Source organism: Allopontixanthobacter sediminis, assembly GCF_009828115.1.
Classification (GTDB): domain Bacteria; phylum Pseudomonadota; class Alphaproteobacteria; order Sphingomonadales; family Sphingomonadaceae; genus Allopontixanthobacter; species Allopontixanthobacter sediminis.
The window spans coordinates 565,818-590,179 of record NZ_WTYL01000003.1; the positions used below are offsets into that span (position 1 = coordinate 565,818).

The 24,362-nt window shown below is 63.0% G+C and carries 23 protein-coding genes; 12 read left to right on the top strand and 11 right to left on the bottom strand.

Features of this window, described 5'->3' with window-relative positions:
• Positions 1–94: 94 nt before the first annotated feature.
• The gene (locus GRI65_RS13515) at positions 95–1,516 is read right to left on the bottom strand and encodes a protein adenylyltransferase SelO family protein (protein WP_160757066.1); all 1,422 of its coding nucleotides are present in this window, start codon (positions 1,514–1,516) and stop codon (positions 95–97) included.
• Positions 1,517–1,622: 106 nt separating this feature from the next.
• On the opposite strand from GRI65_RS13515, the gene GRI65_RS13520 reads away from it, so the two are divergent.
• The 5 genes from GRI65_RS13520 to GRI65_RS13540 all read left to right on the top strand — a co-directional run bounded on the left by GRI65_RS13520 (position 1,623) and on the right by GRI65_RS13540 (position 7,568).
• Positions 1,623–2,504: an alpha/beta fold hydrolase gene (locus GRI65_RS13520; RefSeq protein ID WP_160757067.1), complete on the top strand. Its 882-nt coding sequence runs from the start codon at positions 1,623–1,625 to the stop codon at positions 2,502–2,504.
• Positions 2,505–2,772: 268 nt separating this feature from the next.
• Entirely contained in the window at positions 2,773–3,741 is a 969-nt protein-coding gene (locus GRI65_RS13525) for a glycosyltransferase family 4 protein (RefSeq protein ID WP_332872658.1), read from the top strand.
• A 152-nt stretch (positions 3,742–3,893) separates the two neighbouring features.
• On the top strand, positions 3,894–4,694 hold the full coding sequence (locus GRI65_RS13530) for a tetratricopeptide repeat protein (protein WP_232844145.1): 801 nt from the start codon (positions 3,894–3,896) through the stop codon (positions 4,692–4,694).
• 60 nt (positions 4,695–4,754) lie between these two features.
• On the top strand, positions 4,755–6,104 hold the full coding sequence (locus tag GRI65_RS13535) for an outer membrane protein assembly factor BamB family protein (RefSeq protein WP_160757069.1): 1,350 nt from the start codon (positions 4,755–4,757) through the stop codon (positions 6,102–6,104).
• 141 nt (positions 6,105–6,245) lie between these two features.
• Positions 6,246–7,568 (top strand): methyltransferase family protein, encoded by a 1,323-nt coding sequence (locus GRI65_RS13540; protein WP_160757161.1) that lies wholly within the window; start codon positions 6,246–6,248, stop codon positions 7,566–7,568.
• Between the two features lie 6 nt (positions 7,569–7,574).
• On the opposite strand, the gene GRI65_RS13545 is transcribed toward GRI65_RS13540, so the two are convergent.
• Positions 7,575–8,945 carry a glutamate--cysteine ligase gene (locus GRI65_RS13545; protein WP_160757070.1) on the bottom strand — a complete coding sequence of 457 codons (1,371 nt, stop codon included), beginning with the start codon at positions 8,943–8,945 and terminating at the stop codon, positions 7,575–7,577.
• A gap of 69 nt (positions 8,946–9,014) precedes the next feature.
• Positions 9,015–9,773 carry a 16S rRNA (uracil(1498)-N(3))-methyltransferase gene (locus GRI65_RS13550; RefSeq protein ID WP_160757071.1) on the bottom strand — a complete coding sequence of 253 codons (759 nt, stop codon included), beginning with the start codon at positions 9,771–9,773 and terminating at the stop codon, positions 9,015–9,017.
• A 38-nt stretch (positions 9,774–9,811) separates the two neighbouring features.
• On the opposite strand from GRI65_RS13550, the gene ubiA reads away from it, so the two are divergent.
• Positions 9,812–10,714, top strand: a complete 903-nt coding sequence (gene ubiA / locus GRI65_RS13555; protein WP_160757072.1) for a 4-hydroxybenzoate octaprenyltransferase — start codon at positions 9,812–9,814, stop codon at positions 10,712–10,714.
• Positions 10,714–11,346, top strand: a complete 633-nt coding sequence (locus GRI65_RS13560) for an SOS response-associated peptidase (protein ID WP_160757073.1) — start codon at positions 10,714–10,716, stop codon at positions 11,344–11,346. Before ubiA ends, GRI65_RS13560 begins: the two co-directional genes overlap by 1 nt.
• Before the next feature lie 4 nt (positions 11,347–11,350).
• On the opposite strand, the gene GRI65_RS13565 is transcribed toward GRI65_RS13560, so the two are convergent.
• Complete coding sequence (locus GRI65_RS13565; RefSeq protein WP_160757074.1) at positions 11,351–11,725, bottom strand: VOC family protein; 375 nt, start codon at positions 11,723–11,725, stop codon at positions 11,351–11,353.
• A gap of 147 nt (positions 11,726–11,872) precedes the next feature.
• Here GRI65_RS13565 and soxR point away from each other — a divergent pair, with 147 nt between their 5' ends.
• Positions 11,873–12,334, top strand: coding sequence for a redox-sensitive transcriptional activator SoxR (soxR, locus tag GRI65_RS13570; RefSeq protein ID WP_160757075.1), 462 nt, complete (start codon positions 11,873–11,875; stop codon positions 12,332–12,334).
• A 7-nt stretch (positions 12,335–12,341) separates the two neighbouring features.
• Here soxR and GRI65_RS13575 read toward each other — a convergent pair whose 3' ends face one another.
• Together GRI65_RS13575 and GRI65_RS13580 are read right to left on the bottom strand one after the other, a co-directional pair.
• Positions 12,342–12,869, bottom strand: coding sequence for a SixA phosphatase family protein (locus GRI65_RS13575; protein ID WP_160757076.1), 528 nt, complete (start codon positions 12,867–12,869; stop codon positions 12,342–12,344).
• A 17-nt stretch (positions 12,870–12,886) separates the two neighbouring features.
• Positions 12,887–15,619, bottom strand: coding sequence for an ATP-dependent DNA helicase (locus GRI65_RS13580; protein WP_160757077.1), 2,733 nt, complete (start codon positions 15,617–15,619; stop codon positions 12,887–12,889).
• Positions 15,620–15,750: 131 nt separating this feature from the next.
• Between GRI65_RS13580 and GRI65_RS13585 the strand changes: the two genes are divergently transcribed.
• Together GRI65_RS13585 and GRI65_RS13590 are read left to right on the top strand one after the other, a co-directional pair.
• Positions 15,751–16,830, top strand: a complete 1,080-nt coding sequence (locus GRI65_RS13585) for a GGDEF domain-containing protein (protein ID WP_160757078.1) — start codon at positions 15,751–15,753, stop codon at positions 16,828–16,830.
• Positions 16,831–16,876: 46 nt separating this feature from the next.
• Positions 16,877–18,505 (top strand): lysine--tRNA ligase, encoded by a 1,629-nt coding sequence (locus GRI65_RS13590; protein WP_160757079.1) that lies wholly within the window; start codon positions 16,877–16,879, stop codon positions 18,503–18,505.
• A 15-nt stretch (positions 18,506–18,520) separates the two neighbouring features.
• On the opposite strand, the gene GRI65_RS13595 is transcribed toward GRI65_RS13590, so the two are convergent.
• Positions 18,521–19,189: a 2OG-Fe(II) oxygenase gene (locus GRI65_RS13595; protein WP_160757080.1), complete on the bottom strand. Its 669-nt coding sequence runs from the start codon at positions 19,187–19,189 to the stop codon at positions 18,521–18,523.
• Positions 19,190–19,291: 102 nt separating this feature from the next.
• Here GRI65_RS13595 and GRI65_RS13600 point away from each other — a divergent pair, with 102 nt between their 5' ends.
• Positions 19,292–19,846 (top strand): cytochrome b, encoded by a 555-nt coding sequence (locus GRI65_RS13600; RefSeq protein WP_160757081.1) that lies wholly within the window; start codon positions 19,292–19,294, stop codon positions 19,844–19,846.
• Between the two features lie 65 nt (positions 19,847–19,911).
• On the opposite strand, the gene GRI65_RS13605 is transcribed toward GRI65_RS13600, so the two are convergent.
• Entirely contained in the window at positions 19,912–20,895 is a 984-nt protein-coding gene (locus GRI65_RS13605; RefSeq protein WP_232844146.1) for an RcnB family protein, read from the bottom strand.
• A 191-nt stretch (positions 20,896–21,086) separates the two neighbouring features.
• On the opposite strand from GRI65_RS13605, the gene GRI65_RS13610 reads away from it, so the two are divergent.
• On the top strand, positions 21,087–21,671 hold the full coding sequence (locus GRI65_RS13610; RefSeq protein ID WP_202391321.1) for a PNPOx family protein: 585 nt from the start codon (positions 21,087–21,089) through the stop codon (positions 21,669–21,671).
• A 9-nt stretch (positions 21,672–21,680) separates the two neighbouring features.
• On the opposite strand, the gene GRI65_RS13615 is transcribed toward GRI65_RS13610, so the two are convergent.
• The 3 genes from GRI65_RS13615 to ettA all read right to left on the bottom strand — a co-directional run bounded on the left by GRI65_RS13615 (position 21,681) and on the right by ettA (position 24,290).
• Entirely contained in the window at positions 21,681–22,118 is a 438-nt protein-coding gene (locus tag GRI65_RS13615) for a response regulator (RefSeq protein ID WP_160757082.1), read from the bottom strand.
• Positions 22,119–22,237: 119 nt separating this feature from the next.
• A complete protein-coding gene (locus GRI65_RS13620) occupies positions 22,238–22,525 on the bottom strand; it encodes a hypothetical protein (protein ID WP_202391346.1) in 288 nt (95 codons plus the stop codon).
• A gap of 91 nt (positions 22,526–22,616) precedes the next feature.
• On the bottom strand, positions 22,617–24,290 hold the full coding sequence (gene ettA / locus GRI65_RS13625; protein ID WP_160757083.1) for an energy-dependent translational throttle protein EttA: 1,674 nt from the start codon (positions 24,288–24,290) through the stop codon (positions 22,617–22,619).
• Positions 24,291–24,362: the final 72 nt, after the last annotated feature.

Sequence of the window (24,362 nt, forward strand, 5' to 3'; positions counted from 1 at the left end):
ATCGCTCTTAGAATAGGCGGCCTTTATGCTGCACGGCTTCTACCGACCGCTGCGCTGCGGTCAATTCCGCTATGCGGATGGTGGATTCATTGCGTTAAGAAGGAATGAGCGAGGCTCCTGGCAAAATACCGGCGGGGGCGGGTGGTTCGCCAAGCGCAGCGCCTAATCTCCGAACCGCTGCCACCTTGTCCTTGAGCGGCTCCCAGTCGTCGCGCTGGTCGATCGCCGACCAGATGCCCTCGACTTCTTCGATAAGCATGGATTCGGTACTGGCCGTGGCCAAGTAAACATCATCGGTATCCAGCGGTTCGTAACCGGAAAAGGCTTCGGCCAGCGGTCCGGATGCATTCCTGCCGCCGCGGTGCCGGAGCCAGAAGGTCTCCGGCTCCTGAACTTCGTTGCGCATGGCGGCTTCGCAGGCCGCGACGAGCGCAGCGTCGCGCTCCGCACCTTGCGAGGTAACGCCCAGCCGCCAGATCCAGCGGCGCGCGGTGGCGGCCATATACAGCGGACCGAACCGTTCCAGCGCGGCAATCAGCGGCGGCGCGTCGGCAATTGAGCGCAGTGCAATCGCCAACTGCCCGCAATTCCAGTGCAGCGCTTCGGGTTGCCGGCCAAAGGCATACAGGCCCTGGCTGTCGAAATAGGCTGCGGTAAACCCGGCGTCCCAGCGGGGTAACCAGCGCCACGGTCCGTAATCGAAACTTTCCCCGCTGATGTTCATGTTATCGGTGTTGAGGACCCCGTGTACGAAGCCGGCGACCATCCAGCTTGCCGCCAGGTCGGCCAGCCGTTCGACCACCTGGTGCAGCAATTGCACCGCCGGTTCTTCGCGGCCTGGGGCGCCAGCCGGTGGGGGCGGCCCGGGATAGTGTTCGAGGCAGTAATCGACCAGCGCGGCCATGTGGTCCGGTTCTTCGAGCACCGCGAGCCGCTGGAAGGTGCCGATCCGGATATGACCGTGGCTAAGCCGGACCATCACGGCCGAGCGGGTTGGCGAGGGCTCGTCACCGCGAAACAGTTCTTCGCCGGTTTCGATCACCGACAGGGTCTTTGAAGTGTTGACGCCCTGCGCCTCCAGCATCTCGGTGGCGAGAATTTCGCGCACCGCACCCTTAAGGGTCAAACGCCCGTCACCGGCACGGCTGTAAGGGGTGGTGCCCGATCCCTTGGTCCCGCAGTCTAGCAGCCGCCCGTCGCCGCCGCGCATCTGCGCGAACAGGAAGCCGCGCCCGTCGCCGATCTCCGGATTGTAGACCCGGAACTGGTGGCCGTGATATTTCAGGGCCAGCGGCTGCGGGAGATTGTCCGGCAGCGGAGCGAATCGCCCGAAATGCTGGGTCCACTGATCGTCCGACACGTCCGAAAGCCCGATCGCCCGGTCCCACCGGTCGTTGCGGAAACGCAGGACGGTGCTGGGGAAATCTGCGCCGGGCACGGGGCTGCCCAACCAGTCTGCCAGTTCGAGAATTGCGGGATCGGGGCGGTAGGCGCCGGGTTGCGGTTCTGCTCGCATCAGTGGATAGTGGGGGCGCGCACCCTGCATGGCAAGGCCGGCCGTGCTGGAAGCGCACCTGATTCAGTTCGCCACAACAGGAAGCGACCCAGCGCCGATGGACACAATGACTGAAGATCTTCTGTGGGCGGACCGCACTTGGGAAAGCCCCGATGGCCTGACCCTGCATTTTCGCGACTATCCCGCCGACCCCGGCGCCGGGCGTGCCGACCGGCCTCCGCTGCTGTGCATGCACGGGCTAACCCGCAACGCCCGCGATTTCGCGCCGATGGCGCAGCGGCTGGCAGGCGAGTGGCGGCTGATCGTGCCGGAAATGCGCGGCCGCGGGGAAAGCGAATACGCCAAGGATTACATGACCTACAACCCGCTGACTTACGTCGCGGATGTGGAAGCGCTGCTGGCGCAGGAGGAGATCACACGATTTGTCGCAGTGGGGACTTCGCTGGGCGGGCTGATGACCATGCTGCTGGCGGCGAAAGACCAGAGCCGGCTGGCCGGCGCAGTGCTCAACGATATCGGCCCGGATATCGACCGTGCGGGAATCGAGCGGATTCGCCAATATGTCGGGCAGGGGCGCAGCTATCCCAGCTGGATGCACGCCGCCCGCGCCCTGCAGGAAGTGCACGGCGCAGCGCATCCGAAATTCGGCATCGAACAATGGCTGGAAATGGCCAAGCGCGGAATGGTGCTGCAGCCCAACGGACGTATCGGCCTCGATTACGACATGAACATCGCCGAACCTTTCCAGCAGGACGACGGCGCCGCACCGCCCGATCTATGGCCAGCCTACGATGCGCTGCGGAACGTGCCGCTGTTGGTCCTGCGCGGAGAATTGTCCGACCTGCTGACGCCAGACACCCTCGCGGAAATGCAGCGTCGCAATCCTGCGGCGGAGATGGTCACGGTGCCGGACGTCGGCCATGCCCCGACACTGGAGGAACCCGCTGCACGTGCGGCGATCGACCGGTTGCTGGCAAGAATCGGCTGAGAGCGGGCGAATGAAACGTAGCGGCAAGGTGCGCCCCCGACCTGCGTCGGGCAGGAAGTCAGCGGCACGGCCTGCGGCGAAGGGAAAACCTTCGCCGCCTGACTCGCGACCGCACATCCTGCACCTCCACTCGACTTTCGCGGCAGGCGGCAAGGAGCTTCGCAGCGTCCGGCTGATAAACGCATGGGGACCCGGTGTGGGTCATTCCATCGTCTCTGCCGTCCCCGATCGGATGGAAGCAACACAGCTCATTTCTCGTTCTATTCCAGTGGCCTATCCACAGAACTTTCCATCGCTTATTGGCCGCCCGACCCTTGGCCGTCTGCAGAAAATGGCTCGCGCGATGCGGGGCTACGATTTGGTCCTGACGTACAATTGGGGCGCAATCGATGCGGTAATGGCGCACACGTTGTTCGGGCAGGCGATGGATCTTCCGCCGCTGATCCACCATGAAGATGGTTTCAACGAAGACGAATTCAAGCGTTTGAAAAAGAGGCGGAACTGGTACCGCAGGATTGCTCTTGGCCGAGCGTCCGGACTGGTTGTGCCGTCGGAGAAACTGGAGGAAATCGCGCTGGTTCAGTGGGCGCAGCCGATGGGCCGGGTCAAACACATCGGCAACGGGATCCCGACCAGCGATTTCGCCCGGAAGCCGCGGCCCGACGCCCTGCGCGGGGTGATCAAGCGCAAGGGGGAATTCTGGGTCGGTACCATGGCGGGCCTGCGCAAGATCAAGAACCTGCCGCGACTGGTCAGGGCGTTTGCGGTGTTGCCGGAGGAATGGCACCTGGTGATCGTCGGCGAAGGGCCAGAAGAAGAGGCGATCCGGGCCGAAGCCGACCGACTGGATATCGGCCACCGGGTACATCTGCCCGGCTTCGTTCCGGAGCCGGCGAATTACGTGGGTCTGTTCGATATCTTCGCCCTTTCCTCCGACAGCGAACAATTCCCGATCTCGGTGATCGAGGCGATGGCGGCGGGCGTGCCGGTCGTCGCCCCGGCAGTGGGCGATATCGTGCAGATGGTTTCGGATCTGAACAATCCCTACATCACCGGCGCGGGCGACGAGGCGAGCCTGTCGGGATCGTTATCGGAACTCGCGTCCCATGAACGGCTCCGCACCGAGATCGGAGCGTCTAACCGTGCGAAGGCGCGCACCGACTTCGACGAAAAGAAGATGATCGAGGCATACCGGCGCCTCTACTCGTCCGCCATGGGCCGCAGCACCCTCGGCTGAAAGTCTGGGGCCATGCCGCTTAACCCTCCATTCACGCGGTGGGGGACAGTTAGGCAAACTTCAATTGCATCATTGCTGCCATCGGTTAAAGACCCGAGGCGCAGATTTTGTACCATTCCGGAAGAGCCGTTCGCGGCGGTGAGACCAGACAATTGGCCCTGATACCGAAAAACAACAGCAAGAATCCACTCGCTACGCCAGAAGAAAAGAGGGCCAAGCGCGAAGCTGCCGCCGAAGACGTGCTGCTGCGCGAAGTTGATGAAGCGGTCCGGCAGGACCAGATGAGCAATTTCGCGGCCAATTACGGCAAGCAACTGATTGCGGCGATCGTTCTCTGCCTGGCCGCGTTCGGGGGGTATTTGTATTGGCAAAGCCAGCAGGAAGCCGGAATGGAGCGCGATTCAGAAGCTCTGGTGGCAGCGTTGGACCAGATCGAGGCAGGAAACCTCGATTCCGGCTCGGCTGCGCTGGACCCGCTGATTGCCGATTCAAACCCCGGCGCGGAAGCAACTGCGCGGTTGCTCAAGGCCGGTGTGGCCCTGCAGCAGGGGAACGCCCGGCAGGCGGCTGAATTGTTCGCTGCGGTCGCGGCCGATGAAGATGCTCCTCCGGCCCTGCGCGATATCGCGACCATTCGCAGTGTTGCTACATCGTATGACACCATGAAGCCCGCGGATATAATCGCGCGCCTCAAACCGCTGGCGGTCCCGGGCAACCCCTTCTTCGGCAGCGCGGGCGAACTGGTCGCAATGGCCTATCTCGAGCAGGGCAAGCAGAAAGAGGCGGGCGCGTTGTTCGCTTCGATCGCCAAGGATGAAACTGTTCCCGAGGGCCTTCGCTCGCGGTCTCGCCAGATGGCGGGGCTTTACGGGGTGGATGCGATCGAAGATGTCGACAAGGTGCTTGAACAGCTTGGCTCGCCGCAAGAGGCCGCTGCTCCCGGCGCACAGTAAGACGCTAATTCCCGCGCCTGAGTTTATCGGCGTGCTTGAAATCTGAGGAAAATTGACCCGATGACCGGCAATCACTTTACCCGAATAACCCGTGCGGCAATGGTCTTGTCCTTGGCTGCGGGGCTGTCTGCGTGCAGCGGTGGCCTCTTCGGCGGCGGCGACAAGAAAGCCACCCCGACGGTGGGCGAAAGAATGCCGGTTCTCTCCCGCATCGAAAGCGGCGCGGTGGTTGATCCCGCGCTGGCGGGCGTAGCGGTAGTGCTGCCCCCTGCGACGGTGAACACCGACTGGTCGCAAGGCGGCGGCAACGCTGCGAAGTCGAACGGTCATGTCGCGCTGGCGGAAAATCCCGAGCAGGCATGGACGGTCAGCATCGCGGGTTCGACCAATCGCCGCCGACTTGCCTCCGCCCCGGTCATTGGCGGCGGGATCATGGTCGCAGTCGGTACGGACGGTGTCGTCAGCGCCTTCGACGCGGCCACTGGCGCCCGGCGGTGGACCTATCAGATGAAGGTCGAGAACAATTTGCAGAGCGCGGTGTTCGGCGGAGGCGCCACCTATGACGGCGGCCGCGTTTACGCCACCAACGGAGTCGGCGAAGTCGCCGCTCTCGACGCGCAGACCGGCGCGGAAATCTGGCGGGTCAAACCGGCCGGCCCGCTCCGCGGATCGCCCACGGTCGCGTTCAACACGGTTTTCGTGATGACGCAGGACAACCAGATCATTTCCCTTTCCGCCGCAGATGGTTCGAACCAGTGGCAGGAATCCGGATCCAGCGCGCAGGCCGGCGTCTTTGGCGTCGCATCGCCCGCCGCAGGCCAAGGCACCGTCATCGCGGGATACAGTTCCGGTGAATTGTCCGCATACCGTTATGAAAACGGCCGCTCGCTATGGACCGACGCCCTGTCGCGGACTTCGATTTCGACCGAAGTGGGCGCGCTGACGGATATCGACGCCGACCCGATCATCGACCAGGGCCGTGTTTATGCGCTGGGCCAGGGCGGCCGCATGGCGGCTTACGAACTGGTGACCGGCCAGCGTATCTGGGAACTCAATCTCGCGGGTATTTCCACCCCGGCGATTGCCGGAGAGTGGATTTTCACCCTGACCGACGACGCGCGGCTTCTCGCAATCGCGCGGACCACCGGCAAGGTCCGGTGGATTTCGCAATTGCCGCAGTTCGGCAACGAGAAGAAGAAAACCGATCCGATTTTCTGGACCGGACCGGTACTGGCCGGAAACTACCTGTGGGTCGCCAGCACGGAAGGCCAGATTTACCGCGTGAGCGTCGCCGAGGGATCGGCATCGCTGTACCGGGAACTGAAGGCCGCGGTGTCGGTCGCGCCGATCGTGGCGAACAACACGCTGTACATCCTCGACGATGACGGCGTGATCCACGCCTATCGCTGATTGACAGCCCATTTGAGGGCAGTCCGGAACGCGGCCTTACCCGGCTCTTAACCCTTTTCGGATATCGGATCGGGCGTGAATATCGCGCCATCCTTCCTCACGCCAGACGTGACCAGGCCGTCAGCAGCCGCGCCTGACGCATTGCCGGCGAGCGACGTGTCTGCGGCGGTCGGGCTGGTCGGCGCGCTCGGATTGCTGGCGTGGATCCTGATCTGCCGGAATTTCGCAGAGATATCGCTGTTCCTGGACCTGCCCGGTCCGCGGGCCAGGCTCGACGGACCGCACGCCGCGCTCGCAGCGTTGCTGTTCAGCGCCGGCCCGATGATCGCGTGGTCGCTGATCGTCGACAAGGTCCACCGCCGCGCATCGACCGGGATAGACTGGACGCGGCCGCGTACGGTTGCGTCTGTCGTTGGTGTCTCGATCGTCAAACTCGCTGGTTTGTGGGCGACATGGGCGATTATCGGCGGGCTCTACTGCCTCGCGCGTTGGTATTGGCAGGGGCAGTATCTGTTCGCGATGGAAGTGATTGGCGCTGCGGCGATCCCGCTGGTCCTGCTGTCGGCCCCCTATGTCCTGTGGATCGACCGCGTGCTCGTCGATCCGCGCGACCACGCATGGCATTTCGGTGCAATGCTGAGCGGACGAGAGGATTGGGAGGTTGGCGAGGTCGGGAAGCATTGGCGGGCGTGGATCATCAAGGCGTTCTTCGGCGCGTTCATGATCTCCATCCTGCCGGGCGGTTTTGCCGAGGTGGTGAACGCCGACTTCACCGACATTACGGTAGATCCGGTCCGGCTGGCGTTCTTCCTGATTGCGTTGATGTTCGTCGCGGATGTGCAGATCGGTACCGTCGGCTACCTCGTGACCATGCGCCCGCTCGATGCGCAGATCCGCAGCGGCAATCCGTTGCTGGCCGGCTGGCTGGCGGCGCTCATCTGTTATCCGCCATTCGTGTTCGCCTTCATGGGCGGCGGGGGGATATTCGCTTACGAGGTGAATACGCCGGGCTGGACCCACTGGTTGGCAGGGAACGCGCCGCTGATGTGGTTGTGGGGCGCGGCGCTGGTAATTCTGACCGCGATTTATGCCTGGGCAACGCTGGCGTTCGGCCTGAGATTTTCGAACCTGACTTACCGCGGGGTTCTCACCAACGGCCCCTACCGCTTTACCCGCCATCCGGCCTATGTGTCGAAAAACCTGTTCTGGTGGCTGTCGGTACTGCCGTTCCTGGTCAGCAGCGGATCGGCCGTGGACATGATCCGCAACACGTTTTTCCTCGGCTGCGTCAGCGCGATCTATTACTGGCGCGCGAAAACCGAAGAAGCGCATCTGCTCGCCGAAGATGCGAAATACCGGCAATACCATGCCTGGATGCAGCACCATGGCCTGCTGACGAGGCCGCTAACCGCAATTAGTCGCCGTCTACGGCCACGCGGCTTCGCGGTGCACCCAGCAGAGTAATCCGGCTCAGAAGCTCTGCTTGTAGACCTGCGTGATGTCGCCGTTCCACTCGCCGTTGTACTGGTCTAGCAGGCGCTGCGCCGGAACCTTGCCGCTGGCGATGATCTCGTCCAGCGTTTCGAGAAAGCCGGTCTCGTTGTCGCCGCTGGTGTTGTGGCGCGCGCGCGCAATCAGGCCGCCGCGGCAGATCTTGAGCGCTTCCCGCCCGATATCGCGCAGCGTACCGCCGCCGGGGACGGGTGTGTCCAATGCCAGCCGGGGAACCGTGTTTCGAAGGCTCTCGCGTTCCTCCATGGTCCAGTCCTTGACCAGGTCCCAGGCGGCATCGAGAGCGTTCTGGTCATAGAGCAGGCCCACCCACAGCGCGGGCAGGGCGCAGATCCGCGACCACGGCCCGCCATCGGCACCGCGCATTTCGAGGAAGCTCTTGAGGCGCACTTCGGGGAAGGCGGTCGACAGATGGTCCCACCAATCGCTCTGGCGGGGCTTCTCGCCGGGCAGGATCGAAAGTTCGCCGCGCAGGAAATCACGGAAACTAAGGCCCGAAGCGTCGAGATATTTGCCGTCCCGGTAAACGAAATACATCGGCACATCGAGCATGTAGTCGACGTAGCGTTCGTAGCCGAACCCGTCCTCGAACACGAACGGCAGCATTCCGGTCCGGTGCGGATCGGTGTCCGACCAGATATGGCTGCGATAGCTCAGGAAACCGTTGGGTTTGCCCTCGGTAAACGGCGAATTGGCAAACAGCGCAGTTGCGAGCGGTTGCAGCGCAAGCCCGGTACGGAATTTTTTCGCCATGTCGGCTTCGGAGGAATAGTCGAGATTGACCTGGATGGTGCAGGTCCGCAGCATCATGTCGAGTCCGAGATTTCCCACCCGGGGCATGTGCCGCAGCATGATGTCGTACCGGCCCTTGGGCATGATCGGCAGTTCTTCGCGAGTCTTGTCCGGCCACATGCCAAGGCCGAGGAAGCCGACCCCGCAGCGTTCGCCGATCGCCTTAACCTGCTCGAGATGACGCCCGGTTTCGGCGCAAGTCTCATGGAGGTTTTCCAATGGCGCGCCGGATAATTCAAGCTGTCCGGCGGGTTCGAGACTGACGGTCCCATCCGCCCCGCTCATCGCGATGACCTTGCCGCCTTCTTCAACCGGCTCCCAGCCGAATTCCCGCAGTGCCAGCAGCAGGTCGCGGATGCCGCCAGCTTCGTCATAGGATGGTGCGTGGAAGTCCTTGCGGCAATAGACCAGCTTTTCGTGCTCGGTGCCGATCCGCCATGCGCTTTCCGGCTTCTCGCCCAATTGCATGGGCGCCACCAGCTGGTCGCGGTGCTCGATAATGGGTTCTTCCGGCCCGTCTGCGGTGCGTGTGCTCATGCCAGTTTCGTTAGGCAACTGGATAGGCAGGCGCCAGCAATATTAATTCGTTTCATCATCGCTCCCACTTTACCAGTCACCGGCTGCCCCCATCCATAACGCTGTCGCCGCGATGGCGGCGGTTTCGCCACGGAGTATTCGCGGGCCAAGGGTAATCGGTTTCACTTGCGCGCTGCCGCGAAGAAGCTCTCTTTCCAGCGGGTCGAACCCGCCCTCGGGCCCGATCAGCAGGGCGGCCGGAACGCCCGCAGCGGAAAAAGCTGCAGCGGCCGGCTCTCCCCCGTCCTCGTCGGCGAAGAACAGCGTACGGTTTGCCGGCCACTGGGCCAGCATCGCCTCGAGCCTTACCGGTTCGGCAATTTCGGGTAGCGCGGTGCGGGCGCATTGTTCGGCGGCCTCGGTCACGATCACCCGGGCCCGGTCGAGATTGAGCTTGTCCGCTACGCAGCGCCGCATGATCACCGGCTGGATTTTCGCTGCGCCAAGTTCGGTCGCTTTCTCCAGCACCAGGTCGAACCGGTCTTTCTTGAGCAGGGCGGGGCAGAGCCAGAAGTCGGCCACGTCTTCGCGCGGGCGCAGGTGCTGCGTTACCTGCAGCACAATTTCGCGCTTCGCCGCCGACATGACCGAGGCTGCCCATTCGCCGGTGATATCGTCGCACAGGATCACGATGTCGCCGTCTTTCGCCCGCATCACTCGTGACAAGTAGTGGGCCTGATTGCCGGACAGGGCGATACTCGCGCCTGCTTCGAGCGGACCGGGGACGAACAGTCGCGGGGCGCTGCGTGGGGGCCATTCCGGGGTTTTCGGGTTTGGGGCCGCGGGCATGGCTTCCCACTACGCGCGCCGCTCGGTAGGACGCAAGCATGAACGAAGGAATCGTCCCCGACACCCAGCACCGCGGCCTGATCGCGCAGCTGCCGCAAGTGCCGCGCGACCTCGCCCAGCTGGCGCGGTTCGACCGGCCGATCGGGTGGTGGCTGCTGTTCTGGCCCTGCGTATGGGGTGTCTGGCTGTCAGGCACGGGCTGGCAACTGGTGCTGGTGGGCTGGTTGCTGCTCGGCAGCATTGCGATGCGCGGTGCGGGCTGCGTCTATAACGACATTGTCGATGCGGATCTGGACCGGAAGGTTGCCCGGACCGCGGCACGCCCGGTCGCGAGCGGTCGGATTTCACGGCGGACAGCGTGGGTGTGGCTCGCCGCGCTCAGCCTCGTCGGGCTGGCGGTGTTGCTGCAATTGCGCTGGCAGGCCCAGCTGGTCGCGCTTGGCAGCCTCGCGCTGGTCGCAGCTTATCCCTTCATGAAGCGGATCACGTGGTGGCCGCAGGCGTGGCTGGGAATGGTGTTCACGTGGGGGCTGCTGGTTGGCTGGACCGCATTGCGGAGCGACAATTGGGATGCGCTCGCCGCGATCTACGCCGGGAGCGTCATGTGGGTTATCGGTTACGATACGATCTACGCGCTGCAGGACCGCGAGGACGACGCACTGGTCGGCATCCGCTCGAGCGCCCTTCGGCTGGGCGACCGGGTCAAGCTGGGGGTGACTCTATTTTACGGCGCTGCGATGGCTTTGTGGGCGCTCGGCTTCTGGCTGCTCCGGCCGGATCTGCTGGCCCTGCTCACCTTGGTGCCGGTTGCGGCCCACCTCGCCTGGCAAGTGGTCACCCTGGACCCGGGGGCACCGGAGAATCCCCTCGCGCGGTTCCGTTCCAACCGGTTTGCCGGACTGCTGATGGCGGCAGCGTGTTTCGTGGTTGGAAACGCCTGATGTGCAATCTTTACCGCATGACGAAGACTGTGGACGAGGTCGCCCAGATGTTTGGCGTCCGCAGCAATGCGGCAGGAGCGAACCTGGCGGCGGAGATTTACCCCGGCTATCCCGGATTGGTGGCCGAAAGCGGTATCTTGCGCCAGATGATTTGGGGTTTTCCGCTGCAGATGCGCGGGGCGAAGGGCCAACTGTTGAAACCTAGGCCGGTCAACAACGCGCGGACGGACAAGTTGAACAGCGGGTTCTGGAGGCCGAGTTTCGCGGCGCGGCGCTGCCTCATACCGCTCACCGGCTGGGCGGAAGCGCAGGGCCCCAAGGGCGCGATGACCCGAACGTGGTTGTCGGTGCCCGGGGCGGAATTGTTCGCCGCGGCGGGTGTTTGGCGGACCAGTGCGGAATGGGGCGACGTCTATTCGATGGTGATGACGGACGCGCCCGGTCCGGCTGCGGAGGTTCACAGCCGGATGCCGGTGGTACTCCATCAGGACGATCATGCCGCTTGGCTGGCGGGTGAGACCGAGGCCGCGCTCGGCCTGTGCCGTCCATGGTCGGGGGAGCTGTCGATCGACAGGACGAGCCAACCGTGGTTCGCGGGCAGTCCGACAGCTGCGCAGGGCAGCCTGTTGTGACGGATCAGGCGTAACTCACCACCTCGAATTCGATTCCGTCCCAGTCGAAGAAGTAGAAGCTGTTCGGGCCGGGATCGTAGGCCGAGTGACTGAACGGTTCGAGGCCCGCCTGGATCACGGTTTGCTCCGCAGCGTCCAGATCGTCGACCTGCAAACCGACATGGTTGAGCGGTTGGCCCTTCGCATAGCTGCCGGAAGCGCGGTCGCTTGAATACAGCGCGAGATATCCGGTGTCGCTGCCGATGTGGATTGTATGGCCATTGTTCATCGCGGGGCCCTGCCAGCGGATGTGCCAGCCGCACAGATCGGTCAGCAACGCGGCGAGGCGCGCGGGGTCGGTGACGGTCAGATTGACATGTTCTAGCTTGGCTACGCTCATTGCAAATACTCCATATTCCGGTTTCAAAGCGACGTCCGCCTGCCCAGAGTTCGATGATCTTCCGGGTGAGCGAATCGTTGCGTTTGCCTATCGTGCAACCTCAAGCTAAGTTTAGGTCAAGGAATAAAATCAGGAGCCAGCCAAGCCATGGCGCGAACACTTAGCAAGGACGATTTCCTGCCAATCGGGGATCTCGCGCGGCGTACCGGCCTATCGGTTTCGGCGATCCGCTTTTACGAAGGGCGCGGGCTGGTCCAGCCGATGCGTACAGGCGGCAACCAGCGCCGATTCCTGCGTTCGGATATCCGGCGCCTGAGTTTCATCCTCATCGCCCAGCAATTGGGTCTGGCGTTGTCGGAGATCGAGGACGAGTTGGCAAAACTTCCCCAAGGAAGGACACCGACGGCGAAGGATTGGCGGGCGATCAGCGCGTCAATCCGCAAGCAGCTCGACCACAAGATCGCGCAGCTCACCCGCACCCGCGACAAGCTCGATGGGTGTATCGGTTGCGGTTGCCTCAGCTTGTCGCGATGCCGGCTTTACAACGATCAGGATGTCGCGGCAAAGTCCGGTCCGGGACCCCGCTTTGTCCTGTCGGGACGCAGGTAAAGTCAGTTCAGGATTCGGGACCGAGAGCGGGATCGAGATCGCGCGGGCGCTTGAAATGCAGCAGCTTTCCGCAATCTTCTGCCAAGTCCGCCCAGTCGTCTATGTCGAGCTGGAACACGGCAAAGGCCGCCGTGGGATATTTATGCGCGGCGTCGTCGAACAGCGCGTCTTCGCCGGATGGCGGGACCAGCGCAAACAGCAGTTCCTGCAGGCCCGGATTATGGCCTGCGACCAGCACCGCGTCGGCGTCACCGCCCTTTTCGCGAATCACTTCGAACAGCGTGTCGGTCCCCGCCAGATACAGCCTCTGGTCGAATTGCGGTTCCATGTCCGGCAGGGCTGCGGTCAAGGTCTGGCGGACCCGCTCTGCCGGGCTGGCCAGCAGCACATCAAAGGTGGTTCCGTGCCGCGCGATATGCGCGCCGATCAGCGACGCGCCCTTGCGGCCCCGGTCATTCAACCCACGGTCGAAATCGCGCTTTGCCAGATCATCCCAATCGGATTTGGCATGGCGCAGGAGACCGAGGGTTTTCATGTCCGGATTTTCTGCCTTCATTCGGTTTGGTGCGGATCGGGCTGACGATCATTCTGGGGAGCCGGTGTCTGGCAAACACTGTTGCCGACCCGTTGTAAAGCCTCGTCCAGTGTCAGGCGTGTGACAGGCGTGCCGGGCGGGAAGGCACCGAGCAGCCGGCTGGGAAACGCGGACGACAGGACCACGAAGTGGCCGCGGTCGTCCTTGCTGCGGATCAGCCGTCCGAACGCCTGCGCCAGCTTGGCCCGGATCAGCCGGTCATCATAGGCGCTCCCGCCATTCGCGGCGCGGCGGGCGCGGTGGAGGATCGTCGGGCGCGGCCATGGCACTTGTTCCATCACCACGCAGCGCAGGCTGTCCCCGGGGACATCCACCCCGTCCCGCAGCGCGTCGGTGCCGAGCAGCGTCGCGCGGGGATCGTCGCGAAAGATATCCACGAGCGTACCGGTGTCGATCGGATCGACGTGCTGGGCATACAGCGGCAATCCGCCGCGTGCGAGGCGGTCGGCGATCCGGCCATGGACCGCGCGCATCCGGCGGATCGCGGTGAACAGCCCGAGCACACCGCCGCCCGCAGCCTCTATCAGCCGGGCATAGGCGCCGGCCAGCGCCGGGATATCGCCGCGCTTGATGTCGGTCACGATCAGCACTTCGGCCTGGTTGGCATAGTCGAACGGGCTGGCTGCGCTCGCTAGGTGCGGCTGGATATCGATATGCGGCGCGCCGGACCGGGCAATCGCCGCTTCCCATTCCTCTCCGTCGCGCAGGGTCGCGGATGTCAGCATGACCCCGTGTGCCGGTTCGAGCACGGTGCGCGCAAACGGCTTCATCGGGTCGAGCCAGCGGCGATGGATGGCAACGTCGAATTCGCGCGCTTCGGATCTTTCGACCGCCAGCCAGTCGACGAATTCCGGGTCTGCCGGGCCGCCCAGCCGGTCGAGCAGCGCTTCCCATGCACCGAGCAGGTCGACCCGCCAGCCAAGCGAATGGCGCGCCCCTTCCAATCGCGCCCGGCCTTGCGCGTCGAGCCAGTCGGGCGCGTTCTCCACCACCGCTTCGAGCCTTCCGCCCAAGGTCACCAGGGGATGCCGGATTGCCGCCAGCGCGGCCTGGGCCTGTCCCGCAAGCTGTACGAAATTGCCGTCCAGCCCCGCCGCTTCGGTTTCAATGCCGTAGCCGCCTTCCTGACCGCCGCTCTCGTCGCGCGCATAGGTCGCCGCGCGCACGGCGGCGAACAGCGTCTCCATCGGGCCATAGGGTTCGCCATCGTTCAGGCGCTGCAGCCACCCGTCGGACGGCAGTGCCTGCGCGGCGCGGATCGCATCCTCCACCGCTTTGCCGCCCGCCTCGTCGTAGCTGGCGACATCCGCCAGCCGCGCCGCAAGCCCGCGCCTGCGGCCCCGGGCGGTTCGTTCCGGCCCGATGATCCAGCGGCGCAGTTCGATAGCTTCCTGTCCGGACAATTCCGCCGCAAAGGTCGAATCGGCGGCGTCGAACACGTGATGCCCTTCATCGAATATAATCCGCGTCGGGCGCTGGGCATGGTCGCGGCCTCTCGCGGCGTTGATCATCACCAACGCGTGGTTGGCGATTACCAGGTCGGCCTGCGCGCTGGCCCGTGCGGACCGCTCGATGAAGCATTTGCGGTAATGCGGGCATCCGGCGTAGACACATTCCCCGCGCTGGTCGGTGAGCGCGGCAATCCCGCGCCGCGCGAACAGCGTCCCCAGCCAGCCGGGCAGATCGCCGCCGATCAGGTCACCGTCGCGCGAATATCCGGCCCACCGCGCCACCAGCTGCGCAAGGATCGCAGCGCGGCCGGCAAAACCGCCTTGCAGCGCGTCCTCCAGATTGAGCAGGCACAGATAGTTCTCACGTCCTTTGCGCACCACGACGGGCTGGGTGCCGTCTGCCCGCTGTTCGGGCCATCCCCGGCGGCTTTCGGACCGCAGTTGGCGCTGCAGGTTCTTGGTGAAGGTCGACACCCACACCGTGCCTTGCGCCGCGCTCGCCCACAGGGATGCGGGGGCGAGGTAACCCAGCGTCTTGCCGATGCCGGTGCCGGCTTGCGCCAACAGAAGATGCGGCAAGCTGCGCTGCGCCCTCGGGGCGAAAATCTTGCCAACTTCGCGGGCGTACATCCGCTGACCGTCGCGGCGTTCGGCAGAGTTTCCGGTCAGATGTTCGAGCTGCGCTTCGATCGCGTCTTCGGACAGGGTGATCTGGCCCGGTTGCGGACGTTCGGGCGCTTCGTCCCATTCGGGCAGTTTGGCGAATAGCCATTTTTCCGCAACTTCGGGACGCCTGATGTGCGGGCTGCAAATCTGCGCCCACGGCCACCGCATCCGCGCCAGCGATTGCAGGGATGACCAGGCACCGTCACGTTCAGCCCAGTCCTCGCGCTCGCATGTATCCAGCAATGCCCCGGCGGCAAGTTGCAACAGCGCCGGGATCTCGTCGTCGCTTCGGGGTTCTTCCAGCGCAAGCGCGTGGGCAATTCCCTTGGGGGTGGGTACGACAAACCGCGCGGGGTGGATGAAGGCGAACAGTTCCAGCAGGTCGAGGCCGGACAAGTCAGGGTAGCCGAGCCGGCTTGCAACCAGCGGAGCATTCAGCATCAGCAATGGCGTATCGGCTGCCGCCATGATCGCTTCGCCCTTGGACACGCCGCGGGTGTTGCCATTTGCGTCCCGCAGCCAAGTCCCGGCGTGGCTGGCATGGAGTGCGGGTAGGGGGAGGGGCTGCGGCACTGGCCAGCGTTAGAACACAAGCGGAACGGCGATCAAGTTGAATATCGTCCGGAGGCAGGCATCTGCGGGCGATCGATGGTTAATTTGTCCGTTCTTCTTAAAGTTTAGAAATCCCTGTCGTTCGAATGGTCATGACCATGCACGACCCCGACCTTAAACCCGCAAGCAATTCCCTGTTTGGCCTGTTCCGGCGCCCGAGAGAATATTGGCGGGCAACAAATATCCCCCGGCTGCTGGGCGACATTGCCACTTTCCAAGCGGAGCACGCGTTGGAAATAGACGCCTTCACTCTGACAGCCGCGCATGACTGCGTTACTGGCGCGGACCCGCGGCTGGCGCGCGAAATCGAGCAACGGGTTCACGCGGGCGGGCGGATTACCAGCGATTGGCTGCGGGAAGCGAGGGCAGAAAATTCGCGGCAGACGGGGATCGGATTGCTTACCGAAGTGATGAACCAACTGGAACGGAACATCGAGGAATTCAGCCACTCCACCCATGCCGCCCGAACCGCATCGAGAGACTACAGCAGTGTCTTGGCCAAACACGGCTCAGCGCTGGCGGCACAGGGAACGGACACCGGGGCACCGCAGGAAATCGTCAAACTGGTGCGCACGATCATCGACCACACCAAGGCCATCGAACAGCAGATGGCGCGTAGCGAGCGTCAGTCGAAGGAATTGCGGCGCGAACTGGATCGTACCCGTCGGTCAGCGGATCAGGATCATTTGACAGGTCTGTCCAACCGCCGGGCGTTCGATCTCCACTTTGTCAGCGAGATAGCTCGCTCGGCGGCGAGCGGTCAGCCCTTGTGTGTCGGCTTTTGCGATATCGACCATTTCAAGCTGGTCAACGATACCCATGGTCATGAAACGGGCGACCGGGTCATCCGCGCGGTGGCGCAGAACCTTTCCCGCGTGACCGGGGACCAGTGCTTCGTTGCGCGGCACGGCGGCGAGGAATTCGCGATCCTGTTCATGGACCGGACCTTGCCCGCGGCCTTCCAATTGTTCGACGAAGCGCGCGAGGCGCTGGCGTGCCGTGAACTGCGAAACCGCGCGACGGGCGCGCTGATCGGGCAGGTCACGATATCCGGCGGGCTCACCCTCGTGCGGCCGGGGATGGATCCGGGGCAGTTGCTGAGGGAAGCGGACGAAGCACTTTACCGCGCCAAACGCGAAGGCCGTAACCGGATCGTTGCCGCCGGGATGTGATCTTCGCGCTTGCGAAACGGCGGCCCATGGGCAAAAGCCCAGCACCATGAACCAACCCGTCGACAGCACCGAAGTGATCAACACTGCACGCGAATCCAAGGCGTGGCCTTTTCAGGAGGCGATGCGGCTGGTCAAACGCTATCCCGACGGGAAGCCGGACGGTGCGCCGATGGTGTTCGAAACTGGCTATGGGCCTTCCGGCCTCCCGCATATCGGCACGTTCCAGGAAGTGCTGCGCACTACGCTGGTTCGCCGCGCGTATGAAACCCTCACCGGCGGCGCGCCGACGCGGCTAATCGCCTTCAGTGACGATATGGACGGGTTGCGCAAGGTACCGGACAACGTGCCCAACCCGGCGATGCTGACGGAGCATCTGGGCAAGCCGCTCAGCCGGATTCCCGACCCCTTCGGCGAATTCGACAGCTTTGCCGCGCACAACAACGCGAAGCTGCGCGAATTTCTCGACCAGTTCGGGTTCGAATATGAATTCGTGTCGTCGTCAGACAGCTACAATTCCGGCGAATTCGATGAAGCGTTGAAAAGCGTCCTGCGGCGCAACGCGGCGATCCTCGACATCATGCTGCCGACCTTGCGGGCGGAACGTGCGGCCACCTATTCACCGATTTTGCCGGTCTCGCCGACCAGCGGCGCGGTGCTCCAGGTGCCGGTGGAAATCGTCGATGCCGATGCGGGCACGATCCGGTTCGAGGATGTCACCGGAGAAATGGTCGAACAGACCGCCTTGGGCGGGCAGGCCAAGCTGCAATGGAAAGTCGATTGGGCCATGCGCTGGGTCGCGCTGGGTGTCGATTACGAAATGTACGGCAAGGATCTGACCGACAGCGGCGTCCAGTCGGGCAAGATCGCAGCTGTGCTCGGCGGACGCAAGCCGGAGGGCCTGATCTATGAATTGTTCCTCGACGAGAATGGCGAGAAAATCTCCAAGTCGAAGGGCAACGGCCTGACGATCGAGGAATGGCTGCGCTACGGCAGCGAGGAATCGCTCGGCTTTTATATTTTCCCGAACCCGAAGAGCGCCAAGCAGCTGCATGTCGGCGTTGTCCCGCGTGCGGTCGATGAATATTGGCAGTTCCGCGAACGGCTGGCGGAACAGCCGCTGGACAAGCAGATGGGCAATCCCGTCTGGCACCTGGCCCGCGCCAATGGCGGCGGGGAAGGGGCGTCGGCTCCCGGTGCGGGTGACAGTTTGCCGGTAACCTACGGCCTGCTGCTCAACCTGGTCGGGGTTCTGGGCGCGGACGCGACGCGCGAACAGGTCTGGTCCTACCTCGGCAATTATGTCGCGAACGCCGATCCGGCTGCACATCCCGAGCTGGACGTGCTGGTCACAAGTGCCTTGGCCTACAACCGCGATTTCGTGGCGCCTACGTTGGCGAAACGCGCGCCGTCCAATACGGAGGCCGCGGCGCTGGCGGCGCTCGATGCGGAGCTTGCCGAATTGTCGGACGGTATTTCCGCGGAAGACCTCCAGACCCGGGTTTACGAGATCGGCAAGGACGAGGCGTACGGGTTCGAGAACCTGCGCGACTGGTTCCGGGCGCTGTACGAAACCCTGCTCGGGTCATCCCAAGGGCCGCGGATGGGCAGTTTCATCGTGCTTTACGGAATTGATAACACCCGCAAGCTGATCGCCGAAGCGCTGGCCAAGGCCTGACCTCCGCCGGTCCGGCTATTTCCATTGCCGGGTGCGGTACCACTTGGTGATCACATATTTGATGCCCTCGATCACCGGCGTGCCGGCGTGCATGGTGTCGGGGTTGGGCCGGCCATCGGGCAGGGCGTTGTTCCACACCAGCAGCACGCCCGGCTGCGGCGCAATGTTGATGCCGATCTCGGTGAAGTGAGTCTCGCCGCCTTTGTCGACCGGATTTAGGAACGCCATCGCGGTCCAGCTGCGTTGCCCGCCGCGCTTGCGTTCCTGCTTCCAGTAATCTTGGTCGGTATAGAACCAGTCGTTGTGCGGCTTGAATTCCTGGCCGGGTAGATATCGCTGCCCTTGTATGGTCTCACCCCATTCGGGCTTCATACCGAGCAGGTCATCGATCCGGCGAGAGATGCCTTGCACGAACGGATCGCGGCCGTCGAAATTGCCCGAATATGACGTACGAACGCCGTTGGAATAATCCTGGTCGAACAGTTTGCTGGGCTGCGCGACGACATCGATCATCCGCATCAGCCGGGTGCATTCCGCGCTGCTCAGGAATTTTCCGATAGCGAACATTTCCGCTTGTTCGGTTGGAATCCGGTAGGCTTTGGGGTCGGCCCCCAGCCGTTTGCGGACGATATCACCCACCCGCTTGAGCGCGTCCTTGTCCGGAGTGATATCGGTTTTTGTCATGGCAATGGTTTCTAGCATCCCGCCCGCTCTCCGCAAGGCGATGCTTGCCGTTCGGCATTATGTTGCTAGCACTTGCAGGCATCTACAGGGAAAGGCCTTGCGATGACCGTAACTGCACGCAGCAAATACTCGACCGGAGCGATGATTTTCCATTGGGTCATCGCCGCCGCGGTGATCACCAACTGGCGGCTCGTCGAAGCTGCAGAGCACGCTTCAAAGGTCGATGAGGCGTATTGGATGGGCCACCACAAGGCGCTCGGCATCACGATCCTGGCGCTGACACTCGGGCGGCTGGCGTGGCGGCTGACGCACCCGATCCCGCCGATATCCACCGCCGTCCCGCAGTGGCAAAGGGTGCTCGCGAGGACCACCCACATCCTTTTTTATGTCCTGTTGATCGGCCTGCCGCTGGGCGGCTGGCTCGCCGGGTCGTATTTCGACCGAGGCGTCGATATCTGGGGGCTGTTCACCGCTCCCGCATTGCCGGTGGGAAGTTCATCCGAAATGGGCAAGACCATCATCGGATTTCACAAGACTGGCGGGGAAATCCTGATCTATCTGATCGCCCTGCATATCCTCGGCGCGCTCAAGCACACGTTCTGGGACAAGGACGGAACCCTGTTCAAGATGCTGCCGTTCGGCAAGGTCAAGGGCTGATCAGGCGGACATAGAAAAGCCCCCCGCCGGCAGTGCCAGCGGGGGGCTTTGTTCCTGGTAAATGTTTACCAGAAGAAGTCGTAGATCACGTCGACCACTTCGCCGGTGTAGGTATTCACCAGCAGGACGTCGTCATAATAGCGGACCCAGCGGTACGGACCGTACACCTCCGGCAAGCGGTACTGCCACGGATCGTTGATCCAATAGCGGCTGCCGAAAAATACCGAACCGAGCTGGATGCCGATGTTCAACCGGCTGTAGCGATAGTTCCGGTACGGCGCATAATAGGTGCCGAGACGGTAGATGTTCCGGTTGCTGGCACGGTAATTGTGCCAGTTGTACCGCTGGTTCTTGCGCCAGCTGTTGCGATCCCAGTTGCGGTAATCGCGGCGGTCATTCCGATAGTCGCGCCGATCATCACGGTAATCTCTCCGGTCGTTCCGGTAATCGCGGCGATCATCACGGTAATCCCGGCGATCCCCGCGGTAATCCCGGCGATCGTTCCGATAGTCCCCGCGATCATTGCGGGAGTTATCGCGGTCACGGCCGGCGTAGCTGCCGTTGCGATTGCGGTCGGCGTAGCTGCGGTTGCGGTCGTTGGAAGTCCGCAGGTCACGGCTCTGGTTGCGCTCCACCTGGCGGGCACGCTCTGCGCCCACCACGGCGGCTTGTTCGCGCTGGCGCCGGATAGCTTCGCCGCCGCGGTTGTTAACCTGGCCGTTGGCGACTGTCGGGCGGTTCCCGCGATCACCGCGGCGATCACGTTCAACCGTCCGGCTGACTTCGCGGTTCACGGTCCTCTGCTGCTGCTGTGCAGGCTCCGCCTGACGCCTGCTTTGGGCGCGCGCTTCGCGCTGCACTTCGTTGCGGGCCTCGCGGCGAACTTCGCTGCGGGCCGCCCGGTTCTGACGCGCTGCCGAGCCGCGATTTTCGCGTTGCTCGGCGCGTTCCCGGCCTTGGGCCGCAGCCGCGCTCGGCAGCGAGGTCAGAGCCAGCGCGGCGGCGAGAGCCGACAGACCACTGGTCATCATGAGGCGCTTCAATGTCATGTCGATTCTCCTGTTTCGGACCGCGGCCTGCGAGCATTGGCGGCATTACAAGAGAGGTTTTAGTTCATCTTAGCTGACATCAAACTGAACAATGACGAATCCTCCCGTTCAGCTTCGTAGGCGTTTATATGAACGCGAACATCATTGAATCGCTCATTGACTTGCCGGGGCCGTGCGTATCTTAAGCGCTTATGCCAGACCAGCTTGAACCGATCCTGAAGGAAATTCGCGATCACCTGCACGATGGTGCCGTAAACCGCCGTTCCCCGATGCACACGCCGGCGGTGGGAACCTCGGACGGTGACCTGCGGGTGATGGTACTGCGCGGTTTCGACCGCGATGCGATGTCAATGCGGTTCCACACCGATGCGCGCAGTGCCAAAGTGTCGGCGATCCGCGAGGGCCCGGCTATTTCCGTCCTGTTCTACAACCCCGAAGCGAAGGTGCAGATACGGACGCGGGGCATCGCCGTGGTCGACCAGGATGGCACGGAAGCGGATGCCGCATGGACCGACAGCACTCCGTTCGCGAGGCGCTGCTATCTATCCGAACTGCCACCGGGTGCGTCTACCGAAGAAGCCAGGTCCGGCTTGCCCGATTGGGTCGAGGGGATTGTCCCGTCCGAGGCCCAGCTTGCCCCTGCACGGAAAAACTTTGCCGTGTTCACGGTCCGGATCCATGCGATTGACTGGCTGTATCTGGCCAATGCGGGCCACCGCCGTGCGCGGTTCGAATTTTCGGATGGAAATGTCGAGAGCCGCTGGCTGGTACCCTGAACGCTGGTTTCAGGCCGCGCCGATCTTCGTCAGCTTGGCCATCAGGCTCGCTTCGTCGAACGGCTTGGTGACATATTCATCGGCGCCGTGATCGATGCCCTTGTGGATATCGAACGTGTCCGATTTGGCGGTGCAGAACACCACCTTGGGCCGCTTCACCGTGGGCTCCTCCCTCAGGGCGGCGAGAAATTCCAGTCCGGTCATGACCGGCATGTCCCAATCGAGAATGATCAGGTCGGGCATGGCGATCTTGCACTTCTTGAGCGCTTCCTGGCCATTTTCCGCTTCGTCCACATGATAGCCGATGTCGGAAACGATCCGCCGTGCGACTTTGCGGATCATCCGCGAATCGTCGACCAGCAGGCAATAGGGTGCCTTGGCCGCAGCCACAGGTGACGCGCGTGAAGACGTGTCATCAGGACGAGGAACGCGGCGCCCGGTGGCCATGGGTCGGGCGGGTGCTGCCGCAGGCTGGGCAGCCTTTGCCGGAACTTCCTCCACGGCGCGTGCCGTGACTTCATCAGGCGACCGGTCCTGGTTGGCGGCTGCCGGAGCGTCGATCCGTTTTATGAGATTGCGAATGGTAGCACTCCCCCGTTCATGGACCGGCGTTCCTGCTGGAATTCCTCCTGCGGAGCGATTTCATCTTCGGCGGGAGTCATCCGGACGTGGAGATAGGGCACCCAGATGTCGCCGTAATCGGCCTTCTGGTACCACAGGTCGAGGATGTCGTAGGACGCCCAGAAGCCATCCGGCTCCTGCAGTCTCAGGCCTTCGCCGATCCGGGGCATGACCGCCATCTTGATTCGCTCATGAGACTGATGGGTCTCGTTCTGAATTTCGATTTCGATCACTGCGCTGCATCCCTTGCTTGCAGTGACCGGGATAGGGGAAAATGCTTTATGAATTACGAATGGAGCCGGCCCTGATTGGGCCGGCTTCCCGTTATCGAGTCAGCTTCTTGTAAGCCAGCCGGGTCGGGCGGTCCGCCGCGTCACCCAGCCTGCGCCGCTTGTCTTCTTCGTAGGCTTCGAAATTGCCTTCGAACCATTCCACATGGCTATCGCCTTCGAACGCCAGGATGTGTGTCGCGAGCCGATCGAGGAAGAAGCGGTCATGCGAGATTACCACCGCACAGCCGGCGAAATTTTCCACCGCGTCTTCCAGAGCGCGAAGGGTTTCCACGTCGAGATCGTTGGTCGGTTCGTCGAGCAGCAACACGTTGCCGCCGTCTTTCAGCATCTTGGCCATGTGGACGCGGTTGCGCTCACCGCCGGACAGCTTGCCGACGATTTTCTGCTGGTCGGCACCCTTGAAGTTGAACGCGCCGACATAGGCCCGCGTGCTCATGTCGTGGCCGTTGACCTTCATGTAATCAAGCCCGTCGGAGACTTCTTCCCAGACGTTCTTCTTCGGGTCGAGATCGTCACGGCTCTGGTCGACATATCCGAGATGGACGGTCTCCCCGATAGCGATCTCGCCGCTGTCGGGTTGTTCCTGGCCGGTGATGATCCGGAACAGGGTCGATTTACCCGCGCCGTTCGGCCCGATAATGCCGACGATACCGCCCGGGGGCAGCATGAAGGACAGGTCTTCGAACAGCAGCTTGTCGCCATACGCCTTGGTCAGGTTCTTCGCCTCGATAACCTTGCTGCCAAGCCGTTCGGGAACCTGAATGACGATCTGCGCCTTGCCGGGCTTGCGATCACCCTGTGCGTCCTGCAGTTCCTCGAACTTGCGCAGCCGGGCCTTCGATTTGGTCTGCCGTCCCTTGGGGGTCTGGCGGATCCATTCCAGTTCTTCGGACAACGCCTTCTGCCGGCCGGAATCCTCGCGGTCTTCCTGCGCCATTCGCTTGGCCTTCTTCTCGAGATACGTCGAGTAATTGCCCTCGTAGGGGTAATAGGACCCGCGATCGAGCTCGAGAATCCATTCGACGACGTTGTCGAGGAAGTAGCGGTCATGGGTGATCATCAGCACCGCGCCGGCATATTCCTTGAGATGGTTTTCCAGCCATTCAACGCTTTCGGCATCAAGGTGGTTGGTCGGTTCGTCGAGCAGCAGGATGCCGGGCTTCTGGATCAGCAGCCGGGTCAGCGCCACGCGGCGCTTTTCACCGCCGGACAAATTGTTCACCGGCGCGTCCGATGGCGGGCAGCGCAGAGCTTCCATCGCGATCTCGAGCTGGTTGTCGAGCGTCCACCCGTCCACCGCATCGATCCTGGTCTGAAGTTCGGCCATCTCGTCGCCGAGCTTGTCGAAATCGGCATCGGGCTCGGCCATCTCCGCCGAAATCGCGTTGAAACGCTCGACCAGATCGGCGGTTTCGCGCGCGCCGTCCTTGACGTTTTCAAGCACGGTCTTGCTTTCGTCGAGCTGCGGTTCCTGCTCGAGATAGCCGACAGTGATGTTCTCGCCTGGCCATGCCTCACCGGTGAAATCGGTGTCGAGACCGGCCATGATCTTGATCAGGGTGGACTTACCGGCGCCGTTGGGGCCGACGATCCCGATCTTCGCGCCTTGGTAGAACTGGAGATTGATATTCTCCAGCACCGGCTTTTTCGCGCCGGGGAAAGTCTTGGTCATGTTCTTCATGACGAATGCGTACTGGGCGGCCATCGGAGGTCCTTCGGATCGTGTCGGCTGATGATTTTGCGGAGTTGGGGGCCAAATAGGGTGTGATGCCGCGCG